25 protein-coding genes and 1 tRNA gene are annotated in these 25,576 nt (G+C 63.0%); 11 read left to right on the top strand and 15 right to left on the bottom strand.

The annotated features are described in order from the left end of the window. Positions 1-19: 19 nt before the first annotated feature. The 6 genes from JKP78_RS11740 to hemA all read right to left on the bottom strand — a co-directional run bounded on the left by JKP78_RS11740 (position 20) and on the right by hemA (position 5,369). Positions 20-538, bottom strand: coding sequence for an acyloxyacyl hydrolase (locus tag JKP78_RS11740; protein ID WP_200626704.1), 519 nt, complete (start codon positions 536-538; stop codon positions 20-22). Positions 539-643: 105 nt separating this feature from the next. Then, positions 644-1,441 (bottom strand): glutamate racemase, encoded by a 798-nt coding sequence (gene murI / locus JKP78_RS11745; protein WP_200626705.1) that lies wholly within the window; start codon positions 1,439-1,441, stop codon positions 644-646. Continuing rightward, positions 1,434-2,189 carry a molybdopterin-synthase adenylyltransferase MoeB gene (locus tag JKP78_RS11750; RefSeq protein WP_170028255.1) on the bottom strand — a complete coding sequence of 252 codons (756 nt, stop codon included), beginning with the start codon at positions 2,187-2,189 and terminating at the stop codon, positions 1,434-1,436. Before JKP78_RS11750 ends, murI begins: the two co-directional genes overlap by 8 nt. After that, positions 2,183-3,013 carry a peptide chain release factor N(5)-glutamine methyltransferase gene (prmC, locus tag JKP78_RS11755; protein WP_200626706.1) on the bottom strand — a complete coding sequence of 277 codons (831 nt, stop codon included), beginning with the start codon at positions 3,011-3,013 and terminating at the stop codon, positions 2,183-2,185. The genes JKP78_RS11750 and prmC overlap by 7 nt, the downstream gene beginning before the upstream one ends. Continuing rightward, on the bottom strand, positions 3,013-4,095 hold the full coding sequence (gene prfA / locus JKP78_RS11760) for a peptide chain release factor 1 (protein ID WP_170028253.1): 1,083 nt from the start codon (positions 4,093-4,095) through the stop codon (positions 3,013-3,015). Before prfA ends, prmC begins: the two co-directional genes overlap by 1 nt. Continuing rightward, a complete protein-coding gene (hemA, locus tag JKP78_RS11765) occupies positions 4,092-5,369 on the bottom strand; it encodes a glutamyl-tRNA reductase (protein ID WP_170028252.1) in 1,278 nt (425 codons plus the stop codon). Before hemA ends, prfA begins: the two co-directional genes overlap by 4 nt. Positions 5,370-6,490: 1,121 nt before the next feature. On the opposite strand from hemA, the gene JKP78_RS11770 reads away from it, so the two are divergent. From JKP78_RS11770 to ychF, 8 genes are all read left to right on the top strand, one after another. Further along, positions 6,491-8,212: a tetratricopeptide repeat protein gene (locus JKP78_RS11770; RefSeq protein WP_200626707.1), complete on the top strand. Its 1,722-nt coding sequence runs from the start codon at positions 6,491-6,493 to the stop codon at positions 8,210-8,212. 4 nt (positions 8,213-8,216) lie between these two features. Then, on the top strand, positions 8,217-8,834 hold the full coding sequence (lolB, locus tag JKP78_RS11775; protein ID WP_170028250.1) for a lipoprotein insertase outer membrane protein LolB: 618 nt from the start codon (positions 8,217-8,219) through the stop codon (positions 8,832-8,834). 3 nt (positions 8,835-8,837) lie between these two features. Further along, positions 8,838-9,698: a 4-(cytidine 5'-diphospho)-2-C-methyl-D-erythritol kinase gene (gene ispE / locus JKP78_RS11780; RefSeq protein WP_200626708.1), complete on the top strand. Its 861-nt coding sequence runs from the start codon at positions 8,838-8,840 to the stop codon at positions 9,696-9,698. A 20-nt stretch (positions 9,699-9,718) separates the two neighbouring features. Further along, a tRNA-Gln gene (locus JKP78_RS11785) sits at positions 9,719-9,793 on the top strand. Positions 9,794-9,840: 47 nt separating this feature from the next. Continuing rightward, positions 9,841-10,782: a ribose-phosphate pyrophosphokinase gene (locus JKP78_RS11790; protein WP_016391678.1), complete on the top strand. Its 942-nt coding sequence runs from the start codon at positions 9,841-9,843 to the stop codon at positions 10,780-10,782. A gap of 121 nt (positions 10,783-10,903) precedes the next feature. Beyond that, positions 10,904-11,497 carry a 50S ribosomal protein L25/general stress protein Ctc gene (locus tag JKP78_RS11795; protein WP_087502895.1) on the top strand — a complete coding sequence of 198 codons (594 nt, stop codon included), beginning with the start codon at positions 10,904-10,906 and terminating at the stop codon, positions 11,495-11,497. Between the two features lie 79 nt (positions 11,498-11,576). Then, the gene (gene pth / locus JKP78_RS11800; RefSeq protein WP_051095896.1) at positions 11,577-12,161 is read left to right on the top strand and encodes an aminoacyl-tRNA hydrolase; all 585 of its coding nucleotides are present in this window, start codon (positions 11,577-11,579) and stop codon (positions 12,159-12,161) included. Positions 12,162-12,185: 24 nt separating this feature from the next. Further along, complete coding sequence (gene ychF / locus JKP78_RS11805) at positions 12,186-13,286, top strand: redox-regulated ATPase YchF (protein WP_170028247.1); 1,101 nt, start codon at positions 12,186-12,188, stop codon at positions 13,284-13,286. 177 nt (positions 13,287-13,463) lie between these two features. Here ychF and JKP78_RS11810 read toward each other — a convergent pair whose 3' ends face one another. Then, complete coding sequence (locus JKP78_RS11810) at positions 13,464-14,108, bottom strand: hypothetical protein (RefSeq protein WP_234454594.1); 645 nt, start codon at positions 14,106-14,108, stop codon at positions 13,464-13,466. Positions 14,109-14,419: 311 nt separating this feature from the next. Here JKP78_RS11810 and JKP78_RS11815 point away from each other — a divergent pair, with 311 nt between their 5' ends. After that, complete coding sequence (locus tag JKP78_RS11815; protein WP_200626709.1) at positions 14,420-14,890, top strand: OsmC family protein; 471 nt, start codon at positions 14,420-14,422, stop codon at positions 14,888-14,890. A 9-nt stretch (positions 14,891-14,899) separates the two neighbouring features. Here the strand turns inward: JKP78_RS11815 and folE are convergent, their stop codons facing one another. After that, on the bottom strand, positions 14,900-15,460 hold the full coding sequence (gene folE, locus JKP78_RS11820) for a GTP cyclohydrolase I FolE (protein ID WP_200626710.1): 561 nt from the start codon (positions 15,458-15,460) through the stop codon (positions 14,900-14,902). Between the two features lie 207 nt (positions 15,461-15,667). Here folE and JKP78_RS11825 point away from each other — a divergent pair, with 207 nt between their 5' ends. Further along, positions 15,668-15,883: a TIGR02450 family Trp-rich protein gene (locus tag JKP78_RS11825; RefSeq protein WP_200626761.1), complete on the top strand. Its 216-nt coding sequence runs from the start codon at positions 15,668-15,670 to the stop codon at positions 15,881-15,883. A 146-nt stretch (positions 15,884-16,029) separates the two neighbouring features. Then, positions 16,030-17,742 (top strand): SulP family inorganic anion transporter, encoded by a 1,713-nt coding sequence (locus JKP78_RS11830; RefSeq protein ID WP_200626711.1) that lies wholly within the window; start codon positions 16,030-16,032, stop codon positions 17,740-17,742. Between the two features lie 165 nt (positions 17,743-17,907). On the opposite strand, the gene JKP78_RS11835 is transcribed toward JKP78_RS11830, so the two are convergent. The 7 genes from JKP78_RS11835 to ycaC all read right to left on the bottom strand — a co-directional run bounded on the left by JKP78_RS11835 (position 17,908) and on the right by ycaC (position 25,569). After that, positions 17,908-18,930 (bottom strand): DUF2955 domain-containing protein, encoded by a 1,023-nt coding sequence (locus JKP78_RS11835; protein ID WP_200626712.1) that lies wholly within the window; start codon positions 18,928-18,930, stop codon positions 17,908-17,910. Then, complete coding sequence (locus JKP78_RS11840) at positions 18,920-20,017, bottom strand: HlyD family secretion protein (protein WP_186689155.1); 1,098 nt, start codon at positions 20,015-20,017, stop codon at positions 18,920-18,922. Before JKP78_RS11840 ends, JKP78_RS11835 begins: the two co-directional genes overlap by 11 nt. Further along, a complete protein-coding gene (locus JKP78_RS11845) occupies positions 20,014-21,534 on the bottom strand; it encodes an efflux transporter outer membrane subunit (RefSeq protein ID WP_200626713.1) in 1,521 nt (506 codons plus the stop codon). The genes JKP78_RS11840 and JKP78_RS11845 overlap by 4 nt, the downstream gene beginning before the upstream one ends. A 13-nt stretch (positions 21,535-21,547) precedes the next feature. Further along, positions 21,548-22,645 (bottom strand): AI-2E family transporter, encoded by a 1,098-nt coding sequence (locus JKP78_RS11850; protein ID WP_170028238.1) that lies wholly within the window; start codon positions 22,643-22,645, stop codon positions 21,548-21,550. A gap of 38 nt (positions 22,646-22,683) precedes the next feature. Next, positions 22,684-23,880 carry a monovalent cation:proton antiporter-2 (CPA2) family protein gene (locus JKP78_RS11855; RefSeq protein WP_200626714.1) on the bottom strand — a complete coding sequence of 399 codons (1,197 nt, stop codon included), beginning with the start codon at positions 23,878-23,880 and terminating at the stop codon, positions 22,684-22,686. Positions 23,881-23,915: 35 nt separating this feature from the next. Next, on the bottom strand, positions 23,916-24,734 hold the full coding sequence (gene ppk2 / locus JKP78_RS11860; RefSeq protein ID WP_200626715.1) for a polyphosphate kinase 2: 819 nt from the start codon (positions 24,732-24,734) through the stop codon (positions 23,916-23,918). Between the two features lie 214 nt (positions 24,735-24,948). After that, a complete protein-coding gene (gene ycaC / locus JKP78_RS11865; RefSeq protein WP_010951959.1) occupies positions 24,949-25,569 on the bottom strand; it encodes an isochorismate family cysteine hydrolase YcaC in 621 nt (206 codons plus the stop codon). Positions 25,570-25,576 lie beyond the last annotated feature (7 nt).

The raw sequence follows: 25,576 nt of genomic DNA on the forward strand, positions 1-25,576 counted from the left end.
GCCCGACTGCCAGGCGGGTTCAGAGCGCCATGCGGTAATGCAGGCTGTAGCTTTCGACCCCATCGTTGGGCTGTTTCAGGCCGGCGTTGGAATAGTGGATCGCCCGTACCCCGATCTCATGCCCACCGGCAAAGCGCAGGCCAAAGCCGATGCGGTCTTCGAACTGGAATGACGAGCCCAGGTCGTTGTCTTCCAGCTCGGTACTGGAGAACGCTGCCACGCCAATACCCGCCTCGATGTACGGCTTCACCGAGTCGCCAGCAAATTCATAGACGAATACCGGTGCGAACGAGAGGCTGTGATTGCTCGCGGTCTCATCCCCGTCCCAATAGCTGTAGGCCCCATCCCAGTAACCGGTCAGGCGGCCGACACTGGTTTGCCACCAGCTCGCGTCCCAGTTCGATTGCAGCCCCAGCCGATAGACCATGGTCGAGTCGCCGGTCTGGCCCACCGAAAACGAAACGTCGGCAGCCTGCGCCGACAATGCTTGCCCCAGGGTTACGACGGCAGCCGCCGCCAAGCACAGCAGTTTCTTCATGAGAAACATCCTTCTTCCTGATGCTGTTATTAGTGTCTGCCTCATGGCAGGCAAACGGTAGAAAGCGGCAGTAGTACGATAGTTCAGCTTGATTTCACGTTTTTTTCACAACGCAAAGCTTTGCACACTGTCGGATTTATGCCACAGCAAAGGTAGGATTTTTCTCAACGCTCGCGGATCGGCGCTGGTCCAGAAGCGGGTATCGCCGGCAGGCCCAGCGGCCAGCAGGTCATGTGCGGCCAGCAAGCGTTGCAGCTGGCGTGCCACCGCGGCGCCGGTGTCGATGATTGCCACGTCGGCAGGCACCATGTCGGCCAGCAACGGGCGCAGGAAGGGATAATGGGTGCAGCCGAGGATCAGGGTATCGCAGCCCGCAGCCAGCAGAGGCTGCACATAACCCGACAGCAACTGGTGCAGCGCCGGGCTGGCCAGGTCACCCGCCTCGATGCGCTCGACCAGGCCCGGGCAAGGCTGAGTGATGACCTGTACGTCGCTGGCGAAACGGTCGAGCAAGGCGGCGAACTTGGCGCTCTGCAGGGTACCAGTGGTCGCCAGCACACCCACCACGCCGGAACGCGTGGCGGCCGCAGCGGGCTTTACCGCCGGCTCCATGCCAACCAGCGGCCAGCTCGGGTACAACTCACGCAGGTCGGCCACCGCTGCCACCGTTGCGGTGTTGCAGGCCAGCACCATGGCCTTGGCGCCTTGTTCATGGAAGAACCCGGCAATGCGCCGGCAACGCTCACGGATATAGTCCGGGGTCTTCTCGCCATACGGCACGTGACCGCAATCGGCCACGTACAGCAGCGTCTCGTGGGGCAGCAAACGCTGGATCTCGGCGAGTACCGACAAGCCGCCTACCCCAGAATCCATCACGCCGATCGGCGCCGAGCGCTCAGCCATCGCGCTTACCGCAGACCGCACAGGCCGGGTCGCGTTTCACCCGCAATTCGCGCATGCGGGTGCCAAGGGCATCGATCAGCAGCAAGCGCCCGACCAGCGGTTCGCCAAACCCGGCCAGCAGCTTCATGGCCTCCAGCGCCTGCAGGCTGCCTACCAGGCCGACCAGAGGGCCAATCACCCCGGCTTCGCTGCAGGTCAGTTCGGCTTCGCTGCCATGGCCGTACAGGCAGTGGTAGCAAGGGCTGTAGTCGCGCCGTGGGTCGAATACCGACAGCTGCCCCTCCAGGCGGATCGCCGCACCGCTGACCAGCGGTTTGACCGCAGCGACACAGGCGGCATTGACCGCCTCGCGGGTACTGAAGTTGTCGGAGCAGTCCAGCACCAGGTCGACCGCTGCCACTGCTGCGGCCAGCGAGTCTTCGTCCAGTGCCTGGCGATGGGCGACCAGGCTGATTTCCGGGTTGATCGCCTGCAAACGCTGCAAGGCCGAATCGACCTTGCTCATGCCGACGCTGGCACTGTCGTGAATGACCTGGCGTTGCAGGTTGGTCAGGTCGACGGTGTCGAAGTCGGCCAGGTGCAGCTCGCCCACGCCGGCGGCAGCCAGGTACAAGGCGACCGGTGAACCAAGGCCACCGAGCCCGACGATCAGCGCCTTGCTCCGCTTGAGGCGCAACTGGCCGTCAATGTCGATCTGGGCCAGCAATACCTGCCGGCTGTAACGCAGCAGTTCCTGATCACTCAGCATGGCAGGCGTCCCAGGGTAATGCGTTCATGGCCACCCAGGTCGGTGCGGCTGGCGACCTCGGTGAAGCCTTGTTCAGCCAGCAAGGCGCGTACTGCCGCTGCCTGATCGTAGCCGTGTTCCAGCAGCAGCCAGCCGCCCGCTACCAGGTGGGCGGGGGCCTGGGCGGCGATGACGCGCAGGTCGTCCAGGCCATCGGCGCCGGCCACCAGGGCGCTGCTGGGCTCGAAACGTACATCGCCGACGGCCAGGTGCGGGTCGGCGGCGGCAATGTACGGCGGGTTGCTGACAATCAGGTCGAAACGCTCGCCGACCAGGCTGTCGAACCAGTGGCTGACCCGCACCTGGGCGTTGGCCAGGCCCAGGCGCTGGCGGTTGCGCTCGGCCAGGGCGGCAGCCTCCTCCACCCGGTCCACTGCGGTTACCTGCCAGGCCGGGCGATCGCTGGCCAGGGCCAGGGCAATCGCGCCGGTGCCGGTGCCCAGGTCAAGGACCTTGGCCGGCGTGGCGGGTTGCACTTCAAGGGCGGTTTCCACCAGCAGCTCGGTATCCGGCCGCGGGATCAGGGTATGCGGGGCGACTTCCAGGTCGAGCGTCCAGAAGCCCTGCTGGCCGAGGATGTAGGCGACCGGCTCGCCGTCGCGGCGGCGCTGCAGGTAGCTGGCATAGGTCTCGGCATCTTCGCTGCTGACGATCCGCTCGGGCCAGGTGTGCAGGTAGCTGCGCGACTTGCCGATGGCCGCAGCCAGCAACAGCTCGGCATCCAGCCGCTCGGTGGGCGATTCTGGCAGCTGCGCGTTGCGCAGCAGGCTGGCGATGATGGTCATCAGTCCCCCAGCGCGGCCAGCTGATCGGCCTGGTATTCGGCCAACAGCGGTTCGATGACGGCCTCCACGCCACCGGCGAGGATGTCGTCCAGCGAGTACAGGGTCAGGTTGATACGGTGGTCGGTCACCCGGCCCTGTGGGTAGTTGTAGGTACGGATGCGCTCGGAGCGGTCGCCCGACCCCACCAGCAGCTTGCGCTCGCTGGCGATGGCGTTCTGCGCGGCGCTGGTCTGCATGTCGTTGAGCTTGGCCGACAGCCAGGACATGGCGCGGGCACGGTTCTTGTGCTGCGAACGCTCTTCCTGGCACTCGACCACGATGCCGGTCGGCAAGTGGGTGATGCGGATCGCCGAGTCGGTCTTGTTGACGTGCTGGCCACCGGCACCGGATGCGCGGTAGGTGTCCACACGCAGGTCGGCCGGGTTGATCTCGATGGCGGCCTGTTCGTCCGGTTCGGGCAGTACCGCCACGGTGCACGCCGACGTGTGGATACGGCCCTGGGACTCGGTCTCGGGCACGCGCTGTACACGGTGCGCGCCGGACTCGAACTTGAGCTTGCCGTACACGTTGTCACCCTCGACGCGGGCGATGATTTCCTTGTAGCCGCCGTGCTCGCCTTCGTTCTCGGAGAGGATTTCCAGGCGCCAGCCACGCTTTTCGGCGTAGCGCGAATACATGCGGAACAGGTCGCCGGAGAAAATCGCCGCCTCGTCGCCACCGGTACCGGCACGGATTTCGAGGAACACGTTGCGGCCGTCGTTGGGGTCTTTGGGCAGCAGCATGCGTTGCAGCTGCGCCTCCAGCGTCAGCAGTTGTTCCTTGGCTTCACGCACTTCTTCCACGGCCATTTCGCGTAGGTCCGGGTCACTGTCCTTGAGCAGCGCCTGGGCGCCTTCGAGGTCGTCCTGGACTTTGCGCCACTCTTTATATGCAGCGTAGACCGGCTCGACTTCGGCGTATTCACGGGAATAGGCGCGGAAGCGCGTCTGGTCGGAAATGACCTCGGCATCACCGAGCAGCGCGGTGAGTTCTTCGAAGCGGTCCTGGAGGATTTCCAGTTTGTTCAGCAGCGACGCTTTCATTGCGGGGATTTGTCCGTCGAGCCCTCGTTGAGGGCAAAGAGTTCCTGGGCCATGGCCAGCGCATCGAGGCGGCCCTCGGCCGAGAGCCTTTTCAGTTGCACGCTGGGCGCATGCAGGAGTTTGTTGGTCAGCCCCCGGGCCAGTTGGGCCAGCACGTCTTCGGGGTTGCCGCCGTTGGCCAGCAGGCGCAGGGCTTTTTGCAGTTCTTCGTCGCGCAGGCGCTCGCTTTGCTGGCGATAGGCCTTGAGCACGTCCACTGCGGCCAGCTCACGCAGGCGCAGCATGAAATCTTCCGCCCCGACCGCCACCAGCTCTTCGGCGGCCTGGGCTGCGCCCTGGCGGCTCTTGAGGTTTTCCGCCACTACATCGTGCAGGTCATCGACAGTGTACAGGTAGACATCGTCCAGCTCACCGACTTCGGTCTCGATGTCGCGTGGCACGGCGATGTCGACCATGAAGATGGGCTTGTGTCGGCGCTGCTTCAGTGCGCTTTCCACCGCGCCCTTGCCGAGGATCGGCAGTTGGCTGGCGGTGGAGCTGATGACGATGTCGCTGTTGGCCAGTTCCTGGGGAATATCGGCCAGCAGCACGGCATGTGCGCCGAACTGTTCGGCGAGGATGCTGGCCCGCTCCAGGGTCCGGTTGGCGACGACGATGCGGCGCACGCCCTGCTCGTGCAGGTGGCGGGCGACCAGGGTGATGGTTTCACCGGCGCCGATCAGCAGGGCCTGGCTGCGGCCCAGGTCGCTGAAGATCTGCTTGGCCAGGCTGACTGCGGCGAACGCCACCGACACCGGGTTTTCGCCGATGGCGGTGTCGGTGCGCACCTGCTTGGCGGCGCTGAAGGTGGCCTGGAACAGGCGCCCGAGCAGCGGGCCGACGGTCCCGGCTTCACGCGCCACAGCATAGGCAGATTTCATCTGGCCGAGGATCTGCGGCTCGCCGAGCACCAGCGAATCCAGGCCCGAGGCCACGCGCATCATGTGTTTCACCGCCTCGTGTTCTTCGTGCACGTAGGCGCTGGCGCGCAGCTCGTCCAGGCTGAGCCGGTGATAGTCGGCCAGCCATTGCAGCACGGCATCGGCGGACAGGTGATCCTGCTCTATATAGAGCTCGCTGCGGTTGCAGGTCGACAGGATCGCCGCTTCGCGGCTGGATGTCAGCCGGCAGAGCTGCTGCAGGGCGTCTACCAGCTGCTCTGGGGTAAACGCCACGCGCTCGCGTACGTCTACCGAGGCAGTCTTATGGTTGATACCAAGTGCAAGAAAGGCCATGCAAGGTCGCTGGTTGTGACGGGAAGCCGATAATTGTCCTCTTTCGCAGGTTTCAGGACAACCACCGTTCGCTATTGCGCTGGTAGCGCTGCGGCTATCGCCGCCTCCAGGCCTGCACAAGCAGCGATTTCAGGCATGCTCCGCTTTTGATCTTGCTTTTGATCTTGCTTTTGATCTTGCTTTTGATCTTGCTTTTGATCTTCGCGACTTCAGTAGGCCGAACGTAGGCCTTGCGGAGGGAGGTGACGGGCATGGATGCCCGTCAAGCGCTGAGGCCCCATGGATGGGGCCTGCAGCGCGTCCTCCCGGGAGCAAGGCCGGAGTGAGGGAACCCCGGAGCGAAGCGGAGGGGCCGGATGATGGGAGCGCAGCGTTTTTTGGTTACTTTTTGCCGCGTTTGGCAAAAAGTGACTCGCCGTAAGGGCGAAAAGGTGATTCAGCGTCGCCATCGCCAATGGACTTTGCGCGCGATAAAAACCAGCGCTATCCCGCTTCAAGCTTTTCGCTTTTCGCTTTTCGCTTTTCGCTTTTCGCTTTTCGCTTTTCGCTTTTCGCTTTTCGCTTTTCGCTTTTCGCTTTTCGCTTTTCGCTTTTCGTTTTCAAGCGTGGGCTTCAACAATGAAATCAACATTCATTTTCAAAGGCGGCGCTTAGTCACCTTTCCGCCCTTACGGCGGGTCACTTTTTGCCAAACGCGGCAAAAAGTAACCAAAAAACGCTGGCTCCCATCATCCGGCCCCTACGCTGCGCTCCGGGGTCCCCTCGCTACGGGCTTGCTCCCGGGAGGACGCGCTGCAGGCCCCATCCATGGGGCCTCAGCGCTTGACGGGCATCCATGCCCGTCACCTCCCTCCGCAAGCCCTTCGCTCGGCCTCCTGAAGTCGCATTCGGCGGCGCCTGGACTACTGCGCGCTTAGAAGCAAGAGCAAGAGCAAGAGCAAGAGCCGAAGCAAGAGCAAAAACAACAGTCCAGGTACCATCGTGACTGCTCTGGGACGAACCACCCGTGCATGGCGCGGTCTTCATGAGCGAAGCGATAGCTTCATACCTTCGCAGGTGGGTTTGCCCCCGCGCTTGTGTCATCATGCTCCGACCGCCGGTGAGTCTTTCTAAAGCCTTTTATGAACAAACCATACGCATTGCTGCTTGCCTTCGCCCTGCTCCAGGGCTGCCAGAGCCTGGCCCCACAAAAGGCCGAGCCTCCCACTGCCGAGGCCGCCAAGCGCGAGGCGGAAAAGCCCGTGGTGTATGGCTCGTTCACACAGGAAACACTCTATAGCCTGCTGGTGGCAGAGCTGGCCGGCCAACGCAACCGCTTCGACATCGCCCTGGCCAACTACACCGACCAGGCCGCGAAAACCCAGGACCCCGCAGTTTCCGAGCGCGCCTACCGCATTGCCGAATACCTCGGCGCCGACGAGCCGGCCCTGGAAAATGCGCTGGTCTGGGCCCGCAACGACCCGCAGAACCTCGACGCCCAGCGCGCCGCCGCCATCCAGCTGGCGCGCGCCGGCCGTTATGACGAGTCCATGGCGTACATGGAAAAGGTCCTGCAAGGCCAGGGTGACACTCATTTCGACTTCCTCGCCCTGTCTGCGGCAGAAACCGACCAGAGCACTCGCGACGGCCTGCTGCAAAGCTTCGAGCGGCTGCTGGTCAAGTATCCGCAAAACAGCCAGCTGGTGTTCGGCAAGGCCCTGCTGCTGAACCAGGATGGCAAGGCCGAAGAAGCCCTCGAGCTGCTCGAGTCGCACCCGCCGCAAAACGGCGAGGTCGCCCCCATCCTGCTCCGCGCCCGCCTGCTGCAGGCCTTGGACCGTGGTCCGGAAGCCCTGCCACTGCTGCGCGGGGCGATCCGCGACAACCCCGACGACAAACGCCTGCGCCTGACCTACGCGCGCACCCTGGTCGAACAGGACCGCATTGCCGATGCCAAGGGCGAGTTCCTCAGCCTGGTCCAGCAATACCCCGACGACGACGAACTGCGCTATTCGCTGGCCCTGGTATGCCTGGAAAACAAAGACTGGGATGAAGCCGAAGGCTACCTGCAGGAGCTGATCGAGCGCGACAGCAATGTCGACGCCGCGCACCTGAACCTGGGCCGCATCCGCGAGGAACGCCACGACCCCGCCGGCGCCCTGCGTGAATACGCCCTGGTCGGCCCAGGCCCCGATTACCTGCCGGCGCAGCTGCGCCAGGCCGACATCCTGGTTGCCAACGGCCGCGGCAGCGAAGCCTCGCGCCTGCTCGCCGAGGCCCGCGAAGCCCAGCCGGACTACGCCATCCAGCTGTACCTGATCGAGTCGGAAAGCTACAGCAACAACAACAAGGACGCCCAGGCCAGCCAGGTCCTGCAGCAGGCCATCCAGCGCTACCCGGACGACCTCAACCTGCTGTACACCCGCGCCATGCTGGCGGAAAAGCGCGATGACCTGCCGCAGATGGAAAAGGACCTGCGCGCGATCATCGCCCGCGAGCCGGAAAACGCCATGGCCCTGAACGCCCTGGGTTATACCCTGGCCGACCGCACCACCCGCTACAGCGAAGCCAAGGCGCTGATCGACAAGGCCCACCAGCTGACCCCGGACGACCCGGCGATACTCGACAGCCTGGGCTGGGTCAATTACCGCCTGGGTAACCTCGACGAGGCTGAGTCGTACCTGCGCCGGGCCTTCGCCAGCTTCCCCGACCATGAAGTGGCCGCCCACCTGGGCGAAGTACTGTGGGCCAACGGCAAGCGCCGCGAAGCCCGCCAGGTCTGGGCCAAGGGCTTCGACGCCCAGGCCGACAGCCCCATCCTGCGCAAGACCCTCCTGCGCCTGACCGGATCCGAGACCCTTTAACGCCATGTTCCTGCGCCATTGCATCACCTTCACCCTGATCGCCCTGCTGGCCGGCTGTGCCGGTTTCGGTAGCCGCGAGGCCCTGGAGGGCCACGGCAACCCGCAGCAGTGGCGCGCCCATAAAGAGCAGTTGAGCAGCCTCGATGGCTGGCAGATCAACGGCAAGGTCGGTATCCGCGCCCCGCGTGATTCCGGCAGCGGTACGCTGTTCTGGCTGCAACGCCAGGACTACTACGACATCCGCCTGGCCGGCCCATTGGGCCGTGGCGCCGCACGCCTGACCGGCCGCCCCGGTGGCGTGGTGCTGGAAGTGGCCAACCAGGGCCGCTACGAGGCCAGCAGCCCCGAGGCACTGCTGGAAGAGCAGCTGGGCTGGCAACTGCCGGTCTCCCATTTGGTCTGGTGGGTCCGCGGCCTGCCCGCCCCCGACAGCAAGAGCAAACTGACCCTGGACGGTGACAGCCGCCTGGCCAGCCTTGACCAGGATGGCTGGCAGGTACAGTACCTGAGCTACACCGAGCAGAACGGCTATTGGCTGCCCGAGCGCCTGAAGCTGCACGGCAAGGACCTCGACGTCACCCTGGTGGTCAAGGACTGGCAGCCACGCCAGCTGGGGCACTGACATATGCGCACGCTCACCCTGCCCGCCCCGGCCAAGCTCAACCTGTGGCTGCATATCATCGGCCGCCGCGCCGACGGCTATCACGAGCTGGAAACCGTGTTCCAGTTCCTCGACCACGCCGACGAGCTGAGTTTCGCCGTGCGTGACGACGGCGTGATCCACCTGCACACCGAGATCGCGACGGTACCGCACGACAGCAACCTGATCGTGCGTGCCGCGCGCATGCTGCAGGCACAATCCGGCACGACGCTGGGCGCCGACATCTGGCTGACCAAGGTGTTGCCCATGGGCGGCGGCATCGGCGGTGGCAGCTCGGATGCCGCCACCACCCTGCTGGCCCTCGCCCACCTGTGGCAACTGGACTGGGACGAAGACCGCCTGGCCGCCCTGGGCCTGAGCCTGGGTGCCGATGTACCTGTGTTCGTGCGCGGCCATGCGGCCTTCGCCCAGGGCGTGGGCGAACAACTGACCCCGGTCGACCCGGTCGAGCCCTGGTATGTCGTGCTGGTGCCGCAAGTGTCTGTCAGCACAGCAGAAATTTTTTCACATCCGCAGTTGACACGTGATTCACTGCCCCTTAAGATGCGCCCCGTTCCCGAGGGAAACAGTCGAAATGACTGCCAACCGGTGGTAGAGCAGAGTTACCCGGAAGTTCGCAATGCGTTGAATTATTTGGGCAAATTCACTGAAGCTCGACTAACCGGAACTGGAAGTTGTGTGTTTGGGGCCTTCCCAAGCAAAGCCGAAGCTGATAAAGTTCTGGCCCTTCTTTCAGCGACCCAAACAGGGTTTGTGGCGAAAGGAAGCAATATTTCGATGTTGCATCGCAAGCTGCAAAGTCTGATCAAGAAGTCGAGCGCATAAGCGTTCGCAGCAACAGATACAGGGGCGTCGCCAAGCGGTAAGGCAGCAGGTTTTGATCCTGCCATGCGTTGGTTCGAATCCAGCCGCCCCTGCCATTTTCCTTATACTCATCCAGGTTACCCTCAGCCTCCAGGTACTGCGCGTGTCCAAGATGATGGTCTTTACGGGGAATGCCAACCCCGATCTGGCTCGGCGTGTAGTACGTCAGCTGCATATCCCTCTCGGTGACGTCTCTGTCGGTAAGTTCTCCGACGGCGAGATCAGTGCCGAGATCAATGAAAACGTTCGCGGTAAAGACGTCTTCATTATTCAGCCGACCTGTGCCCCGACCAACGATAACCTGATGGAACTGGTAGTGATGGCCGACGCCTTCCGCCGCTCCTCAGCATCCCGAATCACCGCCGTGATTCCTTACTTCGGATACGCCCGCCAGGACCGCCGTCCGCGTTCGGCACGTGTAGCCATCAGCGCCAAAGTCGTCGCTGACATGCTCACTGTCGTCGGTATCGACCGTGTACTCACCGTCGACCTGCACGCTGACCAGATCCAGGGTTTCTTCGATATCCCGGTCGACAACATCTACGGCTCGCCCGTACTGGTCGACGATATCGAGGACCAGCGTTTCGAGAACCTGATGATCGTCTCCCCGGACATCGGTGGTGTCGTGCGCGCACGTGCCGTCGCCAAGTCCCTGGGTGTCGACCTGGGTATCATCGACAAACGCCGCGAGAAGGCTAACCACTCCGAGGTCATGCACATCATCGGCGACGTCGAAGGGCGCACCTGCATCCTGGTAGACGACATGGTCGACACCGCCGGCACCCTGTGCCACGCGGCCAAAGCCCTGAAAGAACACGGCGCTGCCAAGGTTTACGCCTACTGCACGCACCCTGTCCTGTCGGGCCGCGCGATCGAGAACATCGAGAAGTCGGTACTGGACGAGCTGGTGGTGACCAACACCGTTCCGCTGTCCGCCGCTGCTCAAGCCTGTGATCGTATCCGCCAGCTGGATATCGCACCGGTTGTGGCTGAAGCGGTACGCCGCATCAGCAACGAAGAATCGATCAGCGCGATGTTCCGCTAAGCGGAACACACGCTGACGAAAAGCGCCCCGCCCCAACACTGGTTGTTGGGGCGGGGCTTTTTTGCCATCCCCGTTGGCGCTGGTCGCAAACGCCCTCGGGGGGCTATTTTGGAGAAACAAAATGACCGAATTCACTCTGAACGCCCAAGCGCGTACTGACCTGGGGAAAGGTGCGAGCCGCCGCCTGCGTCACTCCGCGAACATCCCAGCCGTTGTCTACGGTGGTAACCAGGACGCTCAGTCCCTGACCATCCTGGCCAAGGAAATCACCAAGCTGTTCGAAAACGAGGCTGCCTTCAGCCACGTTCTGGAACTGAACGTCGACGGCGCCAAGCAAAACGTCGTGGTCAAGGCCCTGCAGCGCCACCCGGCCAAAGGCTTCATCATGCACGCCGACTTCGTTCGCGTCGTTGCTGGCCAGAAACTGACCGCCAAGGTACCGGTTCACTTCGTCAACGAAGAAGCCCCGGTCAAGAAAGGCGGCGAGATCTCCCACGTAGAAGCCGAGATCGAAGTTTCCTGCGAAGCCAAGGACCTGCCTGAGTTCATCGAAGTCGACCTGGCCAACGCTGAAATCGGCACCATCATCCACCTGTCGGACCTGAAAGCTCCGAAAGGCGTAGAGTTCGTCGCTCTGGCCCACGGTGATGACAAAGCTGTTGCCAACGTACACGCTCCACGCGTTGCTCCAGAAGCAGAAGGCGCTGCCGAGTAATCCACTCGCGCGCCGGCGTTGATCGGGTTACAGTGCCGCGCGCACTGTAACCCACCAACTCCAAGGAAGAGCCCCTGACGTGACCGCCATCCAGTTGATCGTCGGCCTGGGTAACCCCGGCCCCGAATACGAACAGACCCGGCATAACGCAGGGGCTCTTTTCGTTGAACGCATTGCCAGCGCCCAGCGTGTCTCGTTGACCGCTGACCGCAAATATTTCGGCCTGACGGCTAAATTCAGCCATCAGGGCAACGACGTTCGTCTGCTCATCCCCACCACCTACATGAACCGCAGCGGCCAGGCCGTGGCGGCCTTGGCCAATTTCTTCCGCATCAAGCCGGAAGCGATCCTGGTGGCGCATGACGAACTCGACCTGCCCCCGGGCGTCGCCAAGCTCAAGCGCGGCGGTGGCCATGGTGGGCACAACGGCCTGCGCGACATCATCGCGCAGCTCGGCAACCAGAACGACTTCCACCGCCTGCGGCTTGGCATCGGCCACCCGGGTGACGCCAAACTGGTCTCCAACTTCGTCCTGGGCCGCGCGCCGCGCGCCGAGCAGGAGAAGCTCGACGCCAGCATCGATTTTGCCCTCGGCGTGCTGCCGGACGTGCTTGCCGGCGACTTCGCCAAGGCGATGCGCGAGCTGCACAGCCAGAAGGCCTGATTTCCTTTAGAGAGGGGAATACCCATGGGTTTCAATTGCGGCATCGTCGGCCTGCCCAACGTCGGCAAGTCCACCCTGTTCAACGCCCTGACCAAGTCTGGCATCGCGGCGGAGAACTTCCCTTTCTGCACCATCGAGCCCAACAGCGGCATCGTGCCGATGCCCGATGCACGCCTGAATGCGCTGGCTGAAATCGTCAAGCCCAACCGCATCCTGCCGACCACCATGGAATTCGTCGACATCGCCGGCCTGGTGGCCGGTGCGTCGAAGGGCGAAGGCCTGGGCAACAAGTTCCTCGCCAACATCCGCGAGACCGACGCCATTGCCCACGTGGTGCGCTGCTTCGAAGACGAGAACGTGATCCACGTTTCCAACAGCGTCGACCCCAAGCGTGACATCGAGATCATCGACCTCGAGCTGATCTTCGCCGACCTCGACAGCTGCGAGAAGCAGCTGCAGAAGGTTGCCCGCAACGCCAAGGGCGGCGACAAGGATGCCCTGGCGCAGAAGGCGATTCTCGAACAGCTGATCCCGCACTTCACCGAAGGCAAGCCAGCGCGCAGCCTGATGAAGAACATGAGCGCCGAAGACAAGGCGGTCATTCGCGGCTTCCATCTGCTGACCAGCAAGCCGGTGATGTACATCGCCAACGTGGCCGAAGACGGCTTCGAGAACAACCCGCACCTGGACGTGGTCAAGGCCATCGCCGAGGAAGAAGGCGCGGTCGTGGTGCCGGTGTGCAACAAGATCGAAGCGGAAATCGCCGAGCTGGAAGACGGTGAAGAGAAGGACATGTTCCTCGAGGCCCTGGGCCTGGAAGAGCCTGGCCTGAACCGTGTGATCCGCGCCGGTTACGAACTGCTGAACCTGCAGACCTACTTCACTGCCGGCGTGCAGGAAGTACGCGCCTGGACCGTGCGCGTGGGTGCCACCGCACCGCAGGCAGCCGGGGTTATCCACACCGATTTCGAAAAAGGCTTCATCCGCGCTGAAGTGGTGGCCTATGACGACTTCATCCAGTTCAAGGGTGAAAGCGGTGCCAAGGAAGCCGGTAAATGGCGCCTGGAAGGCAAGGACTACATCGTCAAGGATGGCGACGTGATGCACTTCCGCTTCAACGTCTAAGCGGCCGTTTGCAGTACTGACAAACCCCTTGAGGCCCATGGCTTCAAGGGGTTTTGTTTTGTTAGTGCGCTTCAACGTGTGCGTCAGCCAACGCCTTCCATTCCGTATAATTAGCCGCCCCAAACAGCTCGATACGAAAAAGCCGCGCAATAGCGCGGCTCTTTCGTTTCTATTAGCTCACTTGATGTTCTTGATCCAGAAACGTCGATCATCAACGCTGAAGTTGGGATCGTAGCCAACCAGTGTCAGCATCGAGCCCACATAGTAAAGGCCAAACTGGTTCATCACCCAACTGTCCATGACCGCATCACTGGGCAACTTGCTGTACGGAGGCGTTGGTCCATCCGTACGGGCTTGGCCTGTCGTCTTTCCTGATACGGAAAAGCTCTTCCAGGTCAACACAAAGTTGTTGGACTGCTTGGGCAGGTCCGGCGCGCACAGGGAAAGGTTCTCGAAATGTTCGGAGCGTCTGGCATCGTGCCAAAGCACTGCGTCGAAATGAACGCAGTCGTTTGCCTTGAGAGTTAGACTGCGGGACAGGCTACGTTGATCGGCCGGAATGTCGAGGTTCGTGATAACTACCTTTGGCCACTCAGGTGCGCGCCCGTCCGTAGAGATATTCTGCCGCAAAGCGTTGTAAAGCGGTGTACGCAGCAAGCTGTTCTTGCTGGTTGTGCCAACCGATGCGGGGGATACCTGCTTCAGATTGGCACTGATCGATTGCCCTACACCATTGAGCGAGTTCAACGCTCCCTGCATTTCTGTTGACGAACAACCCGTCACAAAAAAAGGCAGAAGCGCTAAAGCTCGATACATTTTCATTGCAGTCCCTCGCTAGGATCATCGTTTGAATATGGCGCCAATAAAGGCGCACGAAGTGTGCGCCGCCTACAGTTCAAGGAAACCTGAGCGGCACCCAGAATCGACAATTTTTTAGAAACGTCCTTGGTTTCGCCTATCGATATATTCTATGGTTTCAAGGCTGTCGTTGTCACTTTGACAAAATGCGCGCCCAGGACCTGTTCCTTGCATGGCAGCGAAGCCCACAGTGCTGAGCGACTCCATGCAACAACCGTTAAAAAGCGCTCTGGTCAGCGCTGTCCGTGGTTGAAAGATCGATTCAAGGAAGAACCATGAAAGAACACCAGTACGAGGTCCAGGTGACCTGGACCGGCAACAATGGCAATGGCACATCCAGCTACACCGCTTACGCCCGCGACTTCAGTGTCGAAGCCCCGGGCAAGTCGACTCTGGAAGGTTCGGCCGACCCGGCTTTTCGCGGTAACCCCCTGCGCTGGAACCCGGAAGACCTGCTGGTGGCCTCACTGTCGGCGTGCCACAAGCTCTGGTACCTGCACTTGTGCGCGGTAAATGGCGTGAATGTGCTGGCCTATGTCGACCAGCCCCTGGGACGCATGGTGGAAGGCGACGCTCAGGGCAAAGGCCGCTTCACCCATGTGCTGCTGCGCCCGCAGGTGACCATCAGCGCCGGCTCGAACCGTGAGCTTGCCTTGCGTTTGCATGAGGAGGCGCACCATGAGTGCTTCATTGCCAATTCGGTCAATTTCCCGGTCGAGTGCGAGGCACTGGTGACGCTGGCGTAGAGGTTGCGGTCAATTGTTTCGACCAATCAGTTGAAGAAACTCCTGGCGCGTCGTCGCCGAGTCGCGGAACACGCCCAGCATCACGGATGACACCATCACCGAGTTCTGCTTTTCGACACCTCTCATCATCATGCACATATGCTTTGCTTCGATGACCACAGCGACCCCTGCCGCATCGGTGATGTCTTGTATGGCACAGGCAATTTGCCGGGTGAGGTTTTCCTGAATCTGCAGACGGCGGGCAAAGACATCGACCACGCGCGCGACCTTGGACAACCCCAGCACCCTGCCAGTGGGCAGGTAGGCAACATGCGCCTTGCCAATAAAGGGCAGCATGTGGTGCTCGCACAATGAATAAAGCTCGATATCGCGCACGACGATCATCTCGTCGTTCTGGGACTCGAACAGCGCTCCATTGATGACTTCTTCGATATTCAGCCTGTAGCCGTTGCACAGGTACTGCATGGCCTTGGCCGCGCGCTGGGGAGTGTCCAACAGCCCTTCTCGCTGCGGGTCTTCGCCTACTTCGAGCAGAATTTCGCGATAGTTTTCAGCTAACGAATGGGACATTTGGACTCCTCACCGCTACGGCGACGATCAGCAAAATATGTACAAGATTGAATTATTGTATAGGTTTTGTACAATTTAGCCGAAAGCCAGCAATAAGCAATACCCGCTCTGGCTCCCAGCTCGAAATGTCGCCAGCAGCTTCCGCCGGCCCGGACCCGGTCGGGCGGAGAGCGTCACGAACCTCAACGTGATCTGGGGATCCACATGATGAACAGATTCAATCCGCGCAAGCTGGGGTCGTCCAAATGGACGGCGTGTCAGCCTGTAAACCGGGAAAAGCACTTCATGGTAACCGAGCTGATTTGCGACGAAGACGGTACGCCTCTGCAGATTGAACTGGAGGCCGTCCACAGCCGACGCAAACAGGTGTTCGACTGGCGAGAACTCAGGGATAGCCAACGCTGGAAATTCGGCTGGTGTTGAACAACCAGGGCACCATCCGAGCTAGCAGCGAATGACGATAAGCAAGAAGCAGCCTCGTACTGCTTTCTCGGCACGGCAGCGTTTGCCAGCGGGCAGAAAAAACAGCATCTAAGCTGTGACTCAGCACTGTTCCCTCGGAGCGCACCATGGCGGAAAAGAACCGCTTCGACTGGCAACGCTGGTTACCCGGCCTGGTCACCCTGCTCCATTACCAACCCGCCTGGCTGCCCAAGGACATCGCTGCCGGCCTGGTGCTCACCACCATGCTGGTACCGGTGGGCATCGCCTACGCCGAGGCCTCCGGCGTACCGGGCATCTATGGCCTGTACGCCACCATCATCCCGTTGCTGGCCTATGCCCTGTTCGGCCCCAGCCGCATCCTGGTGCTGGGCCCGGATTCGGCGCTGGCCGCACCGATCCTGGCGGTGGTGGTGCAGTATGCTGCCAGCGACCCGCAGCGGGCCATCGCCATCGCCAGCCTGATGGCCCTGGTCGCCGGGGCGTTCTGCGTGATCGCCGGGCTGTTGCGCCTGGGCTTCATTACCGAACTGCTGTCCAAGCCGATCCGCTATGGCTACATGAACGGCATTGCCCTCACCGTGTTGATCAGCCAGTTGCCCAAGCTGTTCGGCATCAAGGTGGATAGCCAGGGGCCCTTGCGCGACCTTTGGCAACTGGGCGAAGCACTGCTTGCCGGCCAAGGGCACTGGCCCAGCTTCATCGTCGGTGGCGGTAGCCTGCTGCTGATCCTGCTGCTCAAACCCTACAAGCGCCTGCCAGGGATCCTGATCGCCGTGGTCCTGGCTACACTCGCAGTGAGCCTGCTCGACCTTGAGCAGATGGGTGTCAAGGTACTCGGTCAACTGCCCCAGGGCCTGCCCAGTTTCGTGTTCCCCTGGGTCTCCGACATCGACCTGGTCGAAGTGGTACTGGGCGGCATTGCCGTGGCGCTGGTGTCGTTCGCCGATACCAGCGTGCTGTCGCGCTCCTATGCCGCGCGCATGAAGATGCCGGTCAACCCGAACCAGGAAATGTTCGGCCTGGGCGTGGCCAACCTGGCCGCCGGGCTGTTCCAGGGCATCCCCATCAGCAGTAGTTCGTCACGTACCCCGGTGGCCGAAGCGGCCGGCTCGCAGACCCAGCTCACCGGCATCATCGGTGCACTGGCGGTGACCCTGTTGCTGCTGGTGGCGCCCAACCTGCTGCAGTACCTGCCCAACAGCGCCCTGGCAGCGGTGGTGATAGCAGCCGCACTGGGGCTGTTCGAGTTCGCCGACCTCAAGCGCATCTTCCGCATGCAGCAGTGGGAGTTCTGGTTGTCCATCACCTGCTTTGTCGGGGTGGCGGTGTTCGGTGCGATCCCCGGTATCGGCATTGCCGTGGTGATTTCGGTGATCGAGTTCCTGTGGGACGGCTGGCGGCCGCATCATGCGGTGCTGGGCCGGGTGGATGGCACCCGCGGTTACCATGACGTGCAGCGTTATCCACAGGCCCGGCGCATTCCGGGGCTGGTGCTGCTGCGTTGGGATGCGCCGTTGTTCTTTGCCAATGCCGAGCAGTTCCAGAGCACGGTGATGGCGGCGGTGGACGCATCGCCTACCCCGGTGCAACGGCTGGTGATTGCGGCAGAACCGGTGACCAGTATCGATGTCACCTCGGCAGACATGCTCGCCGAGCTGGACCGGGCCCTGGAGGCGCGCGGGGTGGAGTTGCAGTTTGCCGAGATGAAAGACCCGGTGAAGGACAAGATGCGGCAGTTCGAGTTGTTCGAGCACATGGGGGAGACCGCGTTTCATCCCACCGTGGGGGCGGCGGTGGATGCTTATCTGGACGAGAGTGGGGTTGACTGGAAGCCCTAGTAGCAATGGACGTCCTGCGCCCCCTTGTAGGAGCGGCCTTGTGTCGCGAAAGGGCTGCGAAGCAGCCCCAGCAATTTGTGCATCTGCGCTGAAAACCTGGGGCTGCTACGCAGCCCTTTCGCGACACAAGGCCGCTCCTACAACGTTTGAGCTGCGTCAGCGGGTTTACCCGCGAAGCAGGCCACGCTGTAGCCGAAGCCGGTCGATCCAGATGAGCATGGCACTGGCATATACCGACACCGCCAGGAACAGCGCCATGCGCACGGCAAAGGCGCGGTAGACATCCTGCCCACCGGCACTGTCCTGCACCGACTGCCCCAGCAATATCAGCATGGTCGTCAGGCAGCTCAGCCAATAGGCCGGGCCCTGCCGGTTGGGCACGGCCTGGTACATCCGCCGCCCCTGCCAAAGTGCGAACAGCAGCACCCACAGGAAAAACATCCACAGGTGCACGAACAGGCTCAGCGCCCCCCACATCAGGATCGCCAGCAAGCCGGCCAGCAAGGTCGAGCCAATCAGCTCCCGGCTGGCATGCCGTGCACGGGTCTCGCCAGCCTGTTGCCCAAGGCTTACCGCCTTCATGATCAGTGGCATGTACTGGTCCGGGGCGATCAATGCCAGCAGGAACGCTGGCATAACGATCAGCGTGGCACGCAGCGCCACCCAGCTGACCTGCTCACTGCCCAGCAACGGCGGCGCAGGTTGCGCCGGCGCATCGGCAGGTTCGGGAAACAGCACATGGGCCAAGGCCGTGCCAAGTACCGCCAGCAGCATACCCTTGGCCAACGCTTCGACCACCGACAGTGCCAGGGTGAAGTCGCTGGTACCGGCGGCAGCGATCATGGTCAGCCCGATCACCAGCAGGTTCGCCAGCAAGCCGTTGCCGCCCTTCAGGGCGTAGCGCAAGGTCAGGAAAACCCCCACGCCCACCAGCAACACCCCGCTCACCGGCGCATGGCGCAGCAGCGGAATCAGCAACAGCCCGCTGCCGCAACTGAGCAGCACCAGCAACGCCAAAACCGGTGCCGCACGCAGCGGCAAGGGCTGGCTGCGCATGGCCAGCAACAGTACCGCGAACACCGGCGCCAGGATCGGCACCGGCAGGCCGATGCCGAAACTCACCGCCAGGCACAGTGCCACGCCCCAGGCCAGGCGCAGGGCGCGCAGGCGGCGCAATTCAATAGGCATACGACAACCAGCTCATCAGCCACATGAACAGCCGGCCCAGCAGGTTCAACGGGTTACCTTCGCTGGGCAGGGCCATGACCTCGGCCTGCCCGCCAACCCGCAGCCCGCTCTTGTCCTGCAACTGGTCACGCTCAAGTTCGACGATGACCGGGAAGCGTTGCGCCGAACGCAGCCACTCGCGGCTGTTCTGCACGCTCGGCAGCGTACCCGGCGGGGTACTCTGGCCCACGCTCACACCGTAGCCGATGCTGCGAATGCGCCCCTTCAACACCGTGCCGGGCAGTGCGTCGAGCACCACCAGCACCGGGGTGTCGGGGCGCAGGCGGCCGAGGTTGTTCTCGGTCATGTCGGCACTTATCCACACGTCATGGATGGCGATCAGGGTCATCATCGGGCTGCCGGCCCCGACATAGTGGCCGACGTCGGTACGCAGGTCGGTGATCAAGCCGTTCGCATCGGCGCGCACCACGGTGCGTGCCAGGTCCAGGCGGGCCTTTTCCACATTGGCTGCGGCACTGCGCAATTGGGCGTTGTCATCCTGCCCTCCGCCCTGCTGCTCCCGCGCCCGCTCCACTTCGGCGCGGGCTGCAGCCACCTGGCTGATGGCTTGGTCGCGAGTGGCCTGGGCGCCTTCCAGGCGGCGCACCGACACCGTCCCCGGGTCTTCGTCGATCAGGCGCTTGAGCCGTTCGGCGTCCTGCCGCGCCTTGCGCTCGTTGGCCTGCGCCGCGAGCAACGCCGCTTGTGCCGAATCGATGCCAGCCGTGTGCGCGCCGATCTGCCGGCGCACCGCGTCCAGGTCGGCCTCGGCACGCGCCAGGGCGATGCGGTACTGCTCCTGGTCCAGCTCGAACAGCACATCACCCCGGCGCACTTCCTGGTTGTTGCCCACCGCCACACGCTTCACCTGGCCGGCCACCTCGGCACTGACCGGTATCACATAGGCCTGCAAGCGGGCCTGCTGGGTGTAGGGCGTGAAGCGGTCGGCCAGCAGGTACCAGAGCAGGCTCACGGCAATCAGCAGCAATACCCAGCGCATGCCGCGATCGGGGGCGGCTGGGGGCGGCGTCGGGGCGGCGTCACTCATTTCATTTCACCTTGTGCATGTGCGCTGGGGGCTGGCTCGTCGAGCAGCTCGCCCCAGTCGGTCCGTTGCTGCATCTGCTGGCGCGTGGCCGGGTCGATCGGCGTGCGGCTGGCGTCCCAACCGCCACCCAGGGCCTTGTACAAGGTCACCAGGCTGCTCACGGCATTGCCGCGGCTGACCAGGTAACCGTCCTGTTGCTGCAACAGCAGTTGCTGGGCATCGAGCACCCGCTGGAAGTCGGCGAAACCTTCGCGGTACTGCGAGCTGGCCAGGCTCAACGAGCGTTGCGCGGCCTGCGAGGCCTGCTCGCGAATGCGCGCGCTCTGCAGCGAGCGCACCAGCCCGCTGGCGGCATCGTCCGCCTCGCGCGCGGCTTCGCGCACCCCCTGGTGGTACAGCTCGATCAGTTGCTGCAAGCGAGCATCCTCCACGCGCACGGCGTTCTTGCGCCGGCCGTAGTCGAACGGGTTCCAGATCAGGCTGGGCCCGGCGGCAAGATCAAACGTGTCGGGCAGGTGACTGGCCGTGACGAAGCTCCAGCCAATGCTGCCCAGCAGGCTCAGCTGGGGATAGAGATCGGCCTCGGCCACCCCGACCAGCGCCGATTGCGCGGCCACTGCCTGCTCGGCGGCGCGGATGTCCGGGCGGCGCTGCAGCAGGTTGGCGGGTACGTCCTGCAGTACGGCACGGTCCGGCAACGGCAACTGGCCGTGGCCTGCGTCCAGCTGCGGCAACGGCCCGGGTGGCCGGCCGAGCAGCGCACACAACACGTTGCGCAGGGCATTGAGCTGGTTGTGGAACTCGGGGATGGTGGCTTGGGTGGCCAGGTATTGGCTACGCGCCTGTTGCCAGTCGAGTTCGTCGTTTTCACCATGGCGGAACAGCCGTTCGGTAATGTCCAGGCTGCGCGCCTGGCGTCGGGCGTTTTCTTCGGCGATATCCAGCCGCGCCTCGGCAGTGCGCAGGGCAAAGTAGGTGTCAGCCACTTGCGCCCGCAACAGCAGCATGGCATCGGCGTAATTGGCCTGGGAGGCGAAGTAGGCAGCATCGGCACTTTCAATGGCGCGGCTGAAGCGCCCCCAGAAGTCGATTTCCCAGCCGATGTCGAAGCCTGCGCTGGATTGCCAGAACACCGAGTCGCGGGCGTTGGCGCTGCCGGACTGGTCCTGCTTCAGGTACAGGCTCTGGGCACGTAGTTGCTGCAGCTGTGGATAACGCCCGGTCTGCACGATAGCCAGCTGGGCACGGGCTTCAGCAATGCGCAAGCCAGCCACGCGCAGGTTGGTGTTGTTGGCATCCGCCTCGGCAATCAGGGCGTCCAGCGCCGGGTCGGCGAACACCGCCCACCACTGGCGCAGGTCGGGCGCGCTGGCCTGCTGCCCGGCCTGCTTCAGCAAAGGAGTATCCCACGTGTGCAGCCAGGGGTCCTGCAGCGGCTGGAAATCCGGGCCGACCTGGGTGCAGCCGGCCAACACGGCAACCAGGCTCAGTGCACAACCGTAGACGCGTCCGGGCATGGCAATCCTTGGCTCAGGCGGTCGGCTCTGCGGGGTTTTCCGGCACCTGCAGCGCCACCCACTGCCAGAACAGCACATAGGTGACGCCGAGGATCACCGGGCCAATGAACAGGCCAATGATGCCTTTGACCACCATGCCACCGAGCGCGCCGATCAGTACCACTGGCATCGGCACATCCACCCCGCGCCCCAGCAGCAACGGTTTGAGCACGTTGTCGGCAAGCCCGGCGACGAAGGTGTAGATGGCGAATACGATGGTGGCCACGGTGAAGCCTTCGGCATTGAAGACATAGATGATCACCGGCACGGTGACCAGCGTGGCGGGTGCCTGGGCAATCCCCAGCATGAGGATGACGATGGCCAGCATCCCGGCACCTGGCACGCCCTTGACGACAAAGCCGACACCGATCAGCAACATCTGGATGAAGGCAATGCCGATCACCCCCTGGGCCACGGCCCGAATGGTGGCGGTGCACAGTTTGGCCAGCGGCTTGCCGCGCTCCTCGCCCGATACCCGCATGGCAATGCGCTGCGCGGCAATTTCGCCACGCTCACCGAAGGCCATGATGATGCCAGAGATGACGATCGCCGCGATGAACAGCAGGAACGCGCCCCCGGCGCTGGCAGCAGCCCCCAGCACCGTGCGCCCGGCGCCCTTGAGTTGCGGCATCCACTGGTTCAGCACACCGGCCATGTTTTCCGAAGCCGCCAGCCACAGGGCATGGACTTTCGGCCCGATCAGCGGCCAGGTGGCCACCGACTCAGGGGGTGGCGGCACGCTCCAGGCACCGCTTTTGAGCAAGGTCACCAGGCTGTCCACCGATTCGCCGATGGACATCACCACCAGGTAGATCGGCACCAGCAGCACGACCAGTACCAGCACTACGACCAGGGTCGCCGAGAGCCCGTCCTTGAGCCCCGTGCGGCGCTGGATACGGCAATACAGCGGATACAGGGTCACTGCCAGGATCACCGACCACAGCATCAGTTCCAGGAACGGCTGGAACGTCTGGAAGGCAAACATCACCAGGGCAGCTATCAGGCCAGCCTTGATGAGCACATCGAGCAAGCCCCGCGACAGGCGGCTGTCCAGCTTGACACCCGGTTGCATGCTTCACCTCCGAACTTCAGCTGCGCCGTGTGGCGCGATCAGTGGCCCGTTTCAGGGCTTGCCTGGGCGGGGCTGGGGTCACGCAGTTGCCGCGCCAGGGCCATCATTACCAGGGGCACCACTGCCATCGACAAGGTGATGGCCAGCACCAACAGGTCGTGCACCTGCTGCGCCAGCACCTGGTGCTCCAGCGCCAGCTTGAACACCACGAAGGCAAACTCGCCGCCAGAGGCCAGCACCACGCCCAGGCACAGCGCCTGCGCCTGGTTGAGGCCACCGGCCGTACGCCCCAGGCCGTACAGCAGCGGCAGCTTTATGGCCACCAGCAATAGCGTCAGCCCCAACACCAGCAACGGCAGATCGAACAGCAGGCGCAGGTCGGCGCTCATGCCGACGCCGACGAAGAACAACCCCAGCAGCAAGCCTTTGAGCGGTTCGATCTGGGTCTCCAGCTCGTGCCGGAAAGGCGACTCGGCCATCAGCACGCCGGCGAGAAAGGCACCCAGGGCCATCGACACGCCCACATGCTCCATCACCCAGGCCGTGCCCAGCACCACCAGCAAAGCGGTAGCGGTCGACAGCTCGGGCAAACCCGAACCGACCGTCCACTTGAACACCGGGCTCAACAGATAGCGGCCAAACACGATCAACGTGCCAAGGCCGAGCGCCACCGCCAACAGCGGCCAGGTGCCTTCGTCGGCGGTGCTGACATTGCCACCGAGCAGGGGCACCACGGCGATCAAGGGAATGGCAGCGATGTCCTGGAACAGCAGGATGGCCACGGCCAGCCGCCCGTGTGGCTTGCCGAGGTCCTTGCGCTCGGCCAGGACTTGCAGGCCGAACGCTGTCGAAGACAACGCCAGGCCCAGGCCCAGCACGATCGCTGCGGCCTTCGACTGGCCGAACGCGAAATACGCCAGCAGGCCCAGCGCGACGGCGGTCAGCCCTACCTGCAGCGAACCGACGCCAAACAGCGCCCGGCGCATGGTCCACAGGCGCTGCGGTGACAGCTCCAGGCCAATGACGAACAGCAGCATGACCACGCCCATTTCCGATAGCCGCGTCACGTTCTCGGGGTTGTCGAGCAGCCCGAGCACGGAGGGGCCGATGAGGATGCCGGCCAGCAGATAGCCCGGCACCGCCCCCATTTTCAGACGCTGCGCCAGCGGTACCAGAAGCACCACGGCCAGCAGGAACACCACCGTCGCCTGTAGCAGGCTGCCGTCATGTGGCATAGGTTTGCACCCTTGCTGCTCCCCGCAGGGAGGGATCAGAAACGCTCTTCGACCACTTTGAACGGGTAGGCAACGGCCTTGTACTTGCCGATCTTGCCGCGCTTGGGCAGCTTCACTACCTGGTCACGGGTTACGTCCTTGTAGGGAATACGTGCCAGCAAATGGCTGATGATGTTCAGACGGGCACGACGCTTGTCGTTGGAGTTGGCCATGAACCAGGGCGCCCAGGACGAATCGGAGGCGGCGAACATGTCATCGCGAGCGCGGGTGTAGTCATCCCAGCGGGTGTAGGATTTGAGGTCCATCGGCGACAGCTTCCACAGTTTGCGCCCGTCGTTGATGCGGTCCTGCAAACGCCGGGTCTGCTCCTCGGCGCTGACCTCCAGCCAGTATTTGATGAGGATGATCCCGGACTCGACCATCAACTTTTCAAACAGCGGCACCACGGTGAGGAACTTGCTGCTCTGCTCCTCGGTACAGAAGCCCATTACCCGCTCGACGCCGGCACGGTTGTACCAGCTGCGGTCAAAGATCACCACCTCTCCCGCAGCGGGTAGATGGCCCAGGTAGCGTTGCACGTACATCTGGGTCTTTTCCCGCTCGGTCGGTGCCGGCAGCGCCACCACGCGGAATACCCGTGGGCTGACCCGCTCGGTAATGGCTTTGATGGTGCCGCCCTTGCCAGCGCCGTCGCGGCCTTCGAAGACAATGCAGACCTTCAGGCCCTGGGCCACCACCCACTCCTGCAGTTTTACCAGCTCCACATGCAGGCGCTTGAGTTCCTTCTCGTACGCCTTGCTGCCCAGTTTTTCCGGTAGATCGAGGGTGGCTTTTTTCCTGGACGGCTTCGACATGGCGCTCTCCTGAGGCGATTGAAGAGTCAGTATGGTCGATCCATGGCGATTTGCCGCTTCGCTTGTAGTTTCCCCAGGATTGGCTTCCAGCCGATCGATTTGTGGGTGTTCAGCTGACTGTGGGAGCGGTTTTAGCCGCGGATGCGTCAGTGAAGCGAGCGCAGCATTGGCGGGTGAACCCGTCCCCACAGAGTGTGTAGTGGCTGGGAGGTGGCTACTTGGCCAGCTTGTTGTAGCTGGTCATCAGGTTGCGGTAGTCCGGAATATGGTTGGAGAACAGGGTGCCCAGCCCTTCGATGTCGTTGCGCCAGTCGCGATGCAGCTCGCAGGCCACGCCGAACCAGGTCATCAACTGCGCCCCGGCTGCCTCCATGCGCCGCCAGGCCGAGTCACGGGTCAGTTCGTTGAAGGTCCCGGAGGCGTCGGTGACGACGAACACCTCGAAGCCCTCCTCCAGCGCCGACAGTGCCGGGAAGGCCACGCACACTTCGGTGACCACACCGGCAATCAGCAACTGCTTCTTGCCGGTGGCCTTGACCGCCTTGACGAAATCCTCGTTGTCCCAGGCATTGATGTTGCCCGGGCGGGCGATGTACGGGGCGTCGGGGAACTGCTCTTTGAGCTCGGGGACCAGCGGGCCGTTGGGACCGGTTTCGAAACTGGTGGTGAGGATAGTCGGCAGCTTGAAGTACTTGGCCAGGTCCGACAGGGCCAGCACATTGTTCTTGAAACGGTCAGGGTCGATATCCCTCACCAGCGAGAGCAGGCCGGTCTGGTGATCGACCAGCAGCACCGCTGCGTTGTTCTTGTCCAGACGCTTGTATTGGAAGGCCATGACGGAT

It is taken from the genome of Pseudomonas sp. LAM2023 (assembly GCF_016620375.1).
Taxonomy (GTDB): domain Bacteria; phylum Pseudomonadota; class Gammaproteobacteria; order Pseudomonadales; family Pseudomonadaceae; genus Aquipseudomonas; species Aquipseudomonas anuradhapurensis.

Bases quoted from the DNA above. Each gene is read 5' to 3' on its own strand.
- JKP78_RS11740 (WP_200626704.1), bottom strand. From the start codon at position 538: ATGAAGAAACTGCTGTGCTTGGCGGCGGCTGCCGTCGTAACCCTGGGG.
- murI (WP_200626705.1), bottom strand. From the start codon at position 1,441: ATGGCTGAGCGCTCGGCGCCGATCGGCGTGATGGATTCTGGGGTAGGC.
- JKP78_RS11750 (WP_170028255.1), bottom strand. From the start codon at position 2,189: ATGCTGAGTGATCAGGAACTGCTGCGTTACAGCCGGCAGGTATTGCTG.
- prmC (WP_200626706.1), bottom strand. From the start codon at position 3,013: ATGACCATCATCGCCAGCCTGCTGCGCAACGCGCAGCTGCCAGAATCG.
- prfA (WP_170028253.1), bottom strand. From the start codon at position 4,095: ATGAAAGCGTCGCTGCTGAACAAACTGGAAATCCTCCAGGACCGCTTC.
- hemA (WP_170028252.1), bottom strand. From the start codon at position 5,369: ATGGCCTTTCTTGCACTTGGTATCAACCATAAGACTGCCTCGGTAGAC.
- JKP78_RS11770 (WP_200626707.1), top strand. From the start codon at position 6,491: ATGAACAAACCATACGCATTGCTGCTTGCCTTCGCCCTGCTCCAGGGC.
- lolB (WP_170028250.1), top strand. From the start codon at position 8,217: ATGTTCCTGCGCCATTGCATCACCTTCACCCTGATCGCCCTGCTGGCC.
- ispE (WP_200626708.1), top strand. From the start codon at position 8,838: ATGCGCACGCTCACCCTGCCCGCCCCGGCCAAGCTCAACCTGTGGCTG.
- JKP78_RS11795 (WP_087502895.1), top strand. From the start codon at position 10,904: ATGACCGAATTCACTCTGAACGCCCAAGCGCGTACTGACCTGGGGAAA.
- ychF (WP_170028247.1), top strand. From the start codon at position 12,186: ATGGGTTTCAATTGCGGCATCGTCGGCCTGCCCAACGTCGGCAAGTCC.
- JKP78_RS11810 (WP_234454594.1), bottom strand. From the start codon at position 14,108: ATGAAAATGTATCGAGCTTTAGCGCTTCTGCCTTTTTTTGTGACGGGT.
- JKP78_RS11815 (WP_200626709.1), top strand. From the start codon at position 14,420: ATGAAAGAACACCAGTACGAGGTCCAGGTGACCTGGACCGGCAACAAT.
- folE (WP_200626710.1), bottom strand. From the start codon at position 15,460: ATGTCCCATTCGTTAGCTGAAAACTATCGCGAAATTCTGCTCGAAGTA.
- JKP78_RS11825 (WP_200626761.1), top strand. From the start codon at position 15,668: ATGAACAGATTCAATCCGCGCAAGCTGGGGTCGTCCAAATGGACGGCG.
- JKP78_RS11830 (WP_200626711.1), top strand. From the start codon at position 16,030: ATGGCGGAAAAGAACCGCTTCGACTGGCAACGCTGGTTACCCGGCCTG.
- JKP78_RS11835 (WP_200626712.1), bottom strand. From the start codon at position 18,930: ATGCCTATTGAATTGCGCCGCCTGCGCGCCCTGCGCCTGGCCTGGGGC.
- JKP78_RS11840 (WP_186689155.1), bottom strand. From the start codon at position 20,017: ATGAGTGACGCCGCCCCGACGCCGCCCCCAGCCGCCCCCGATCGCGGC.
- JKP78_RS11845 (WP_200626713.1), bottom strand. From the start codon at position 21,534: ATGCCCGGACGCGTCTACGGTTGTGCACTGAGCCTGGTTGCCGTGTTG.
- JKP78_RS11850 (WP_170028238.1), bottom strand. From the start codon at position 22,645: ATGCAACCGGGTGTCAAGCTGGACAGCCGCCTGTCGCGGGGCTTGCTC.
- JKP78_RS11855 (WP_200626714.1), bottom strand. From the start codon at position 23,880: ATGCCACATGACGGCAGCCTGCTACAGGCGACGGTGGTGTTCCTGCTG.
- ppk2 (WP_200626715.1), bottom strand. From the start codon at position 24,734: ATGTCGAAGCCGTCCAGGAAAAAAGCCACCCTCGATCTACCGGAAAAA.
- ycaC (WP_010951959.1), bottom strand. From the start codon at position 25,569: ATGGCCTTCCAATACAAGCGTCTGGACAAGAACAACGCAGCGGTGCTG.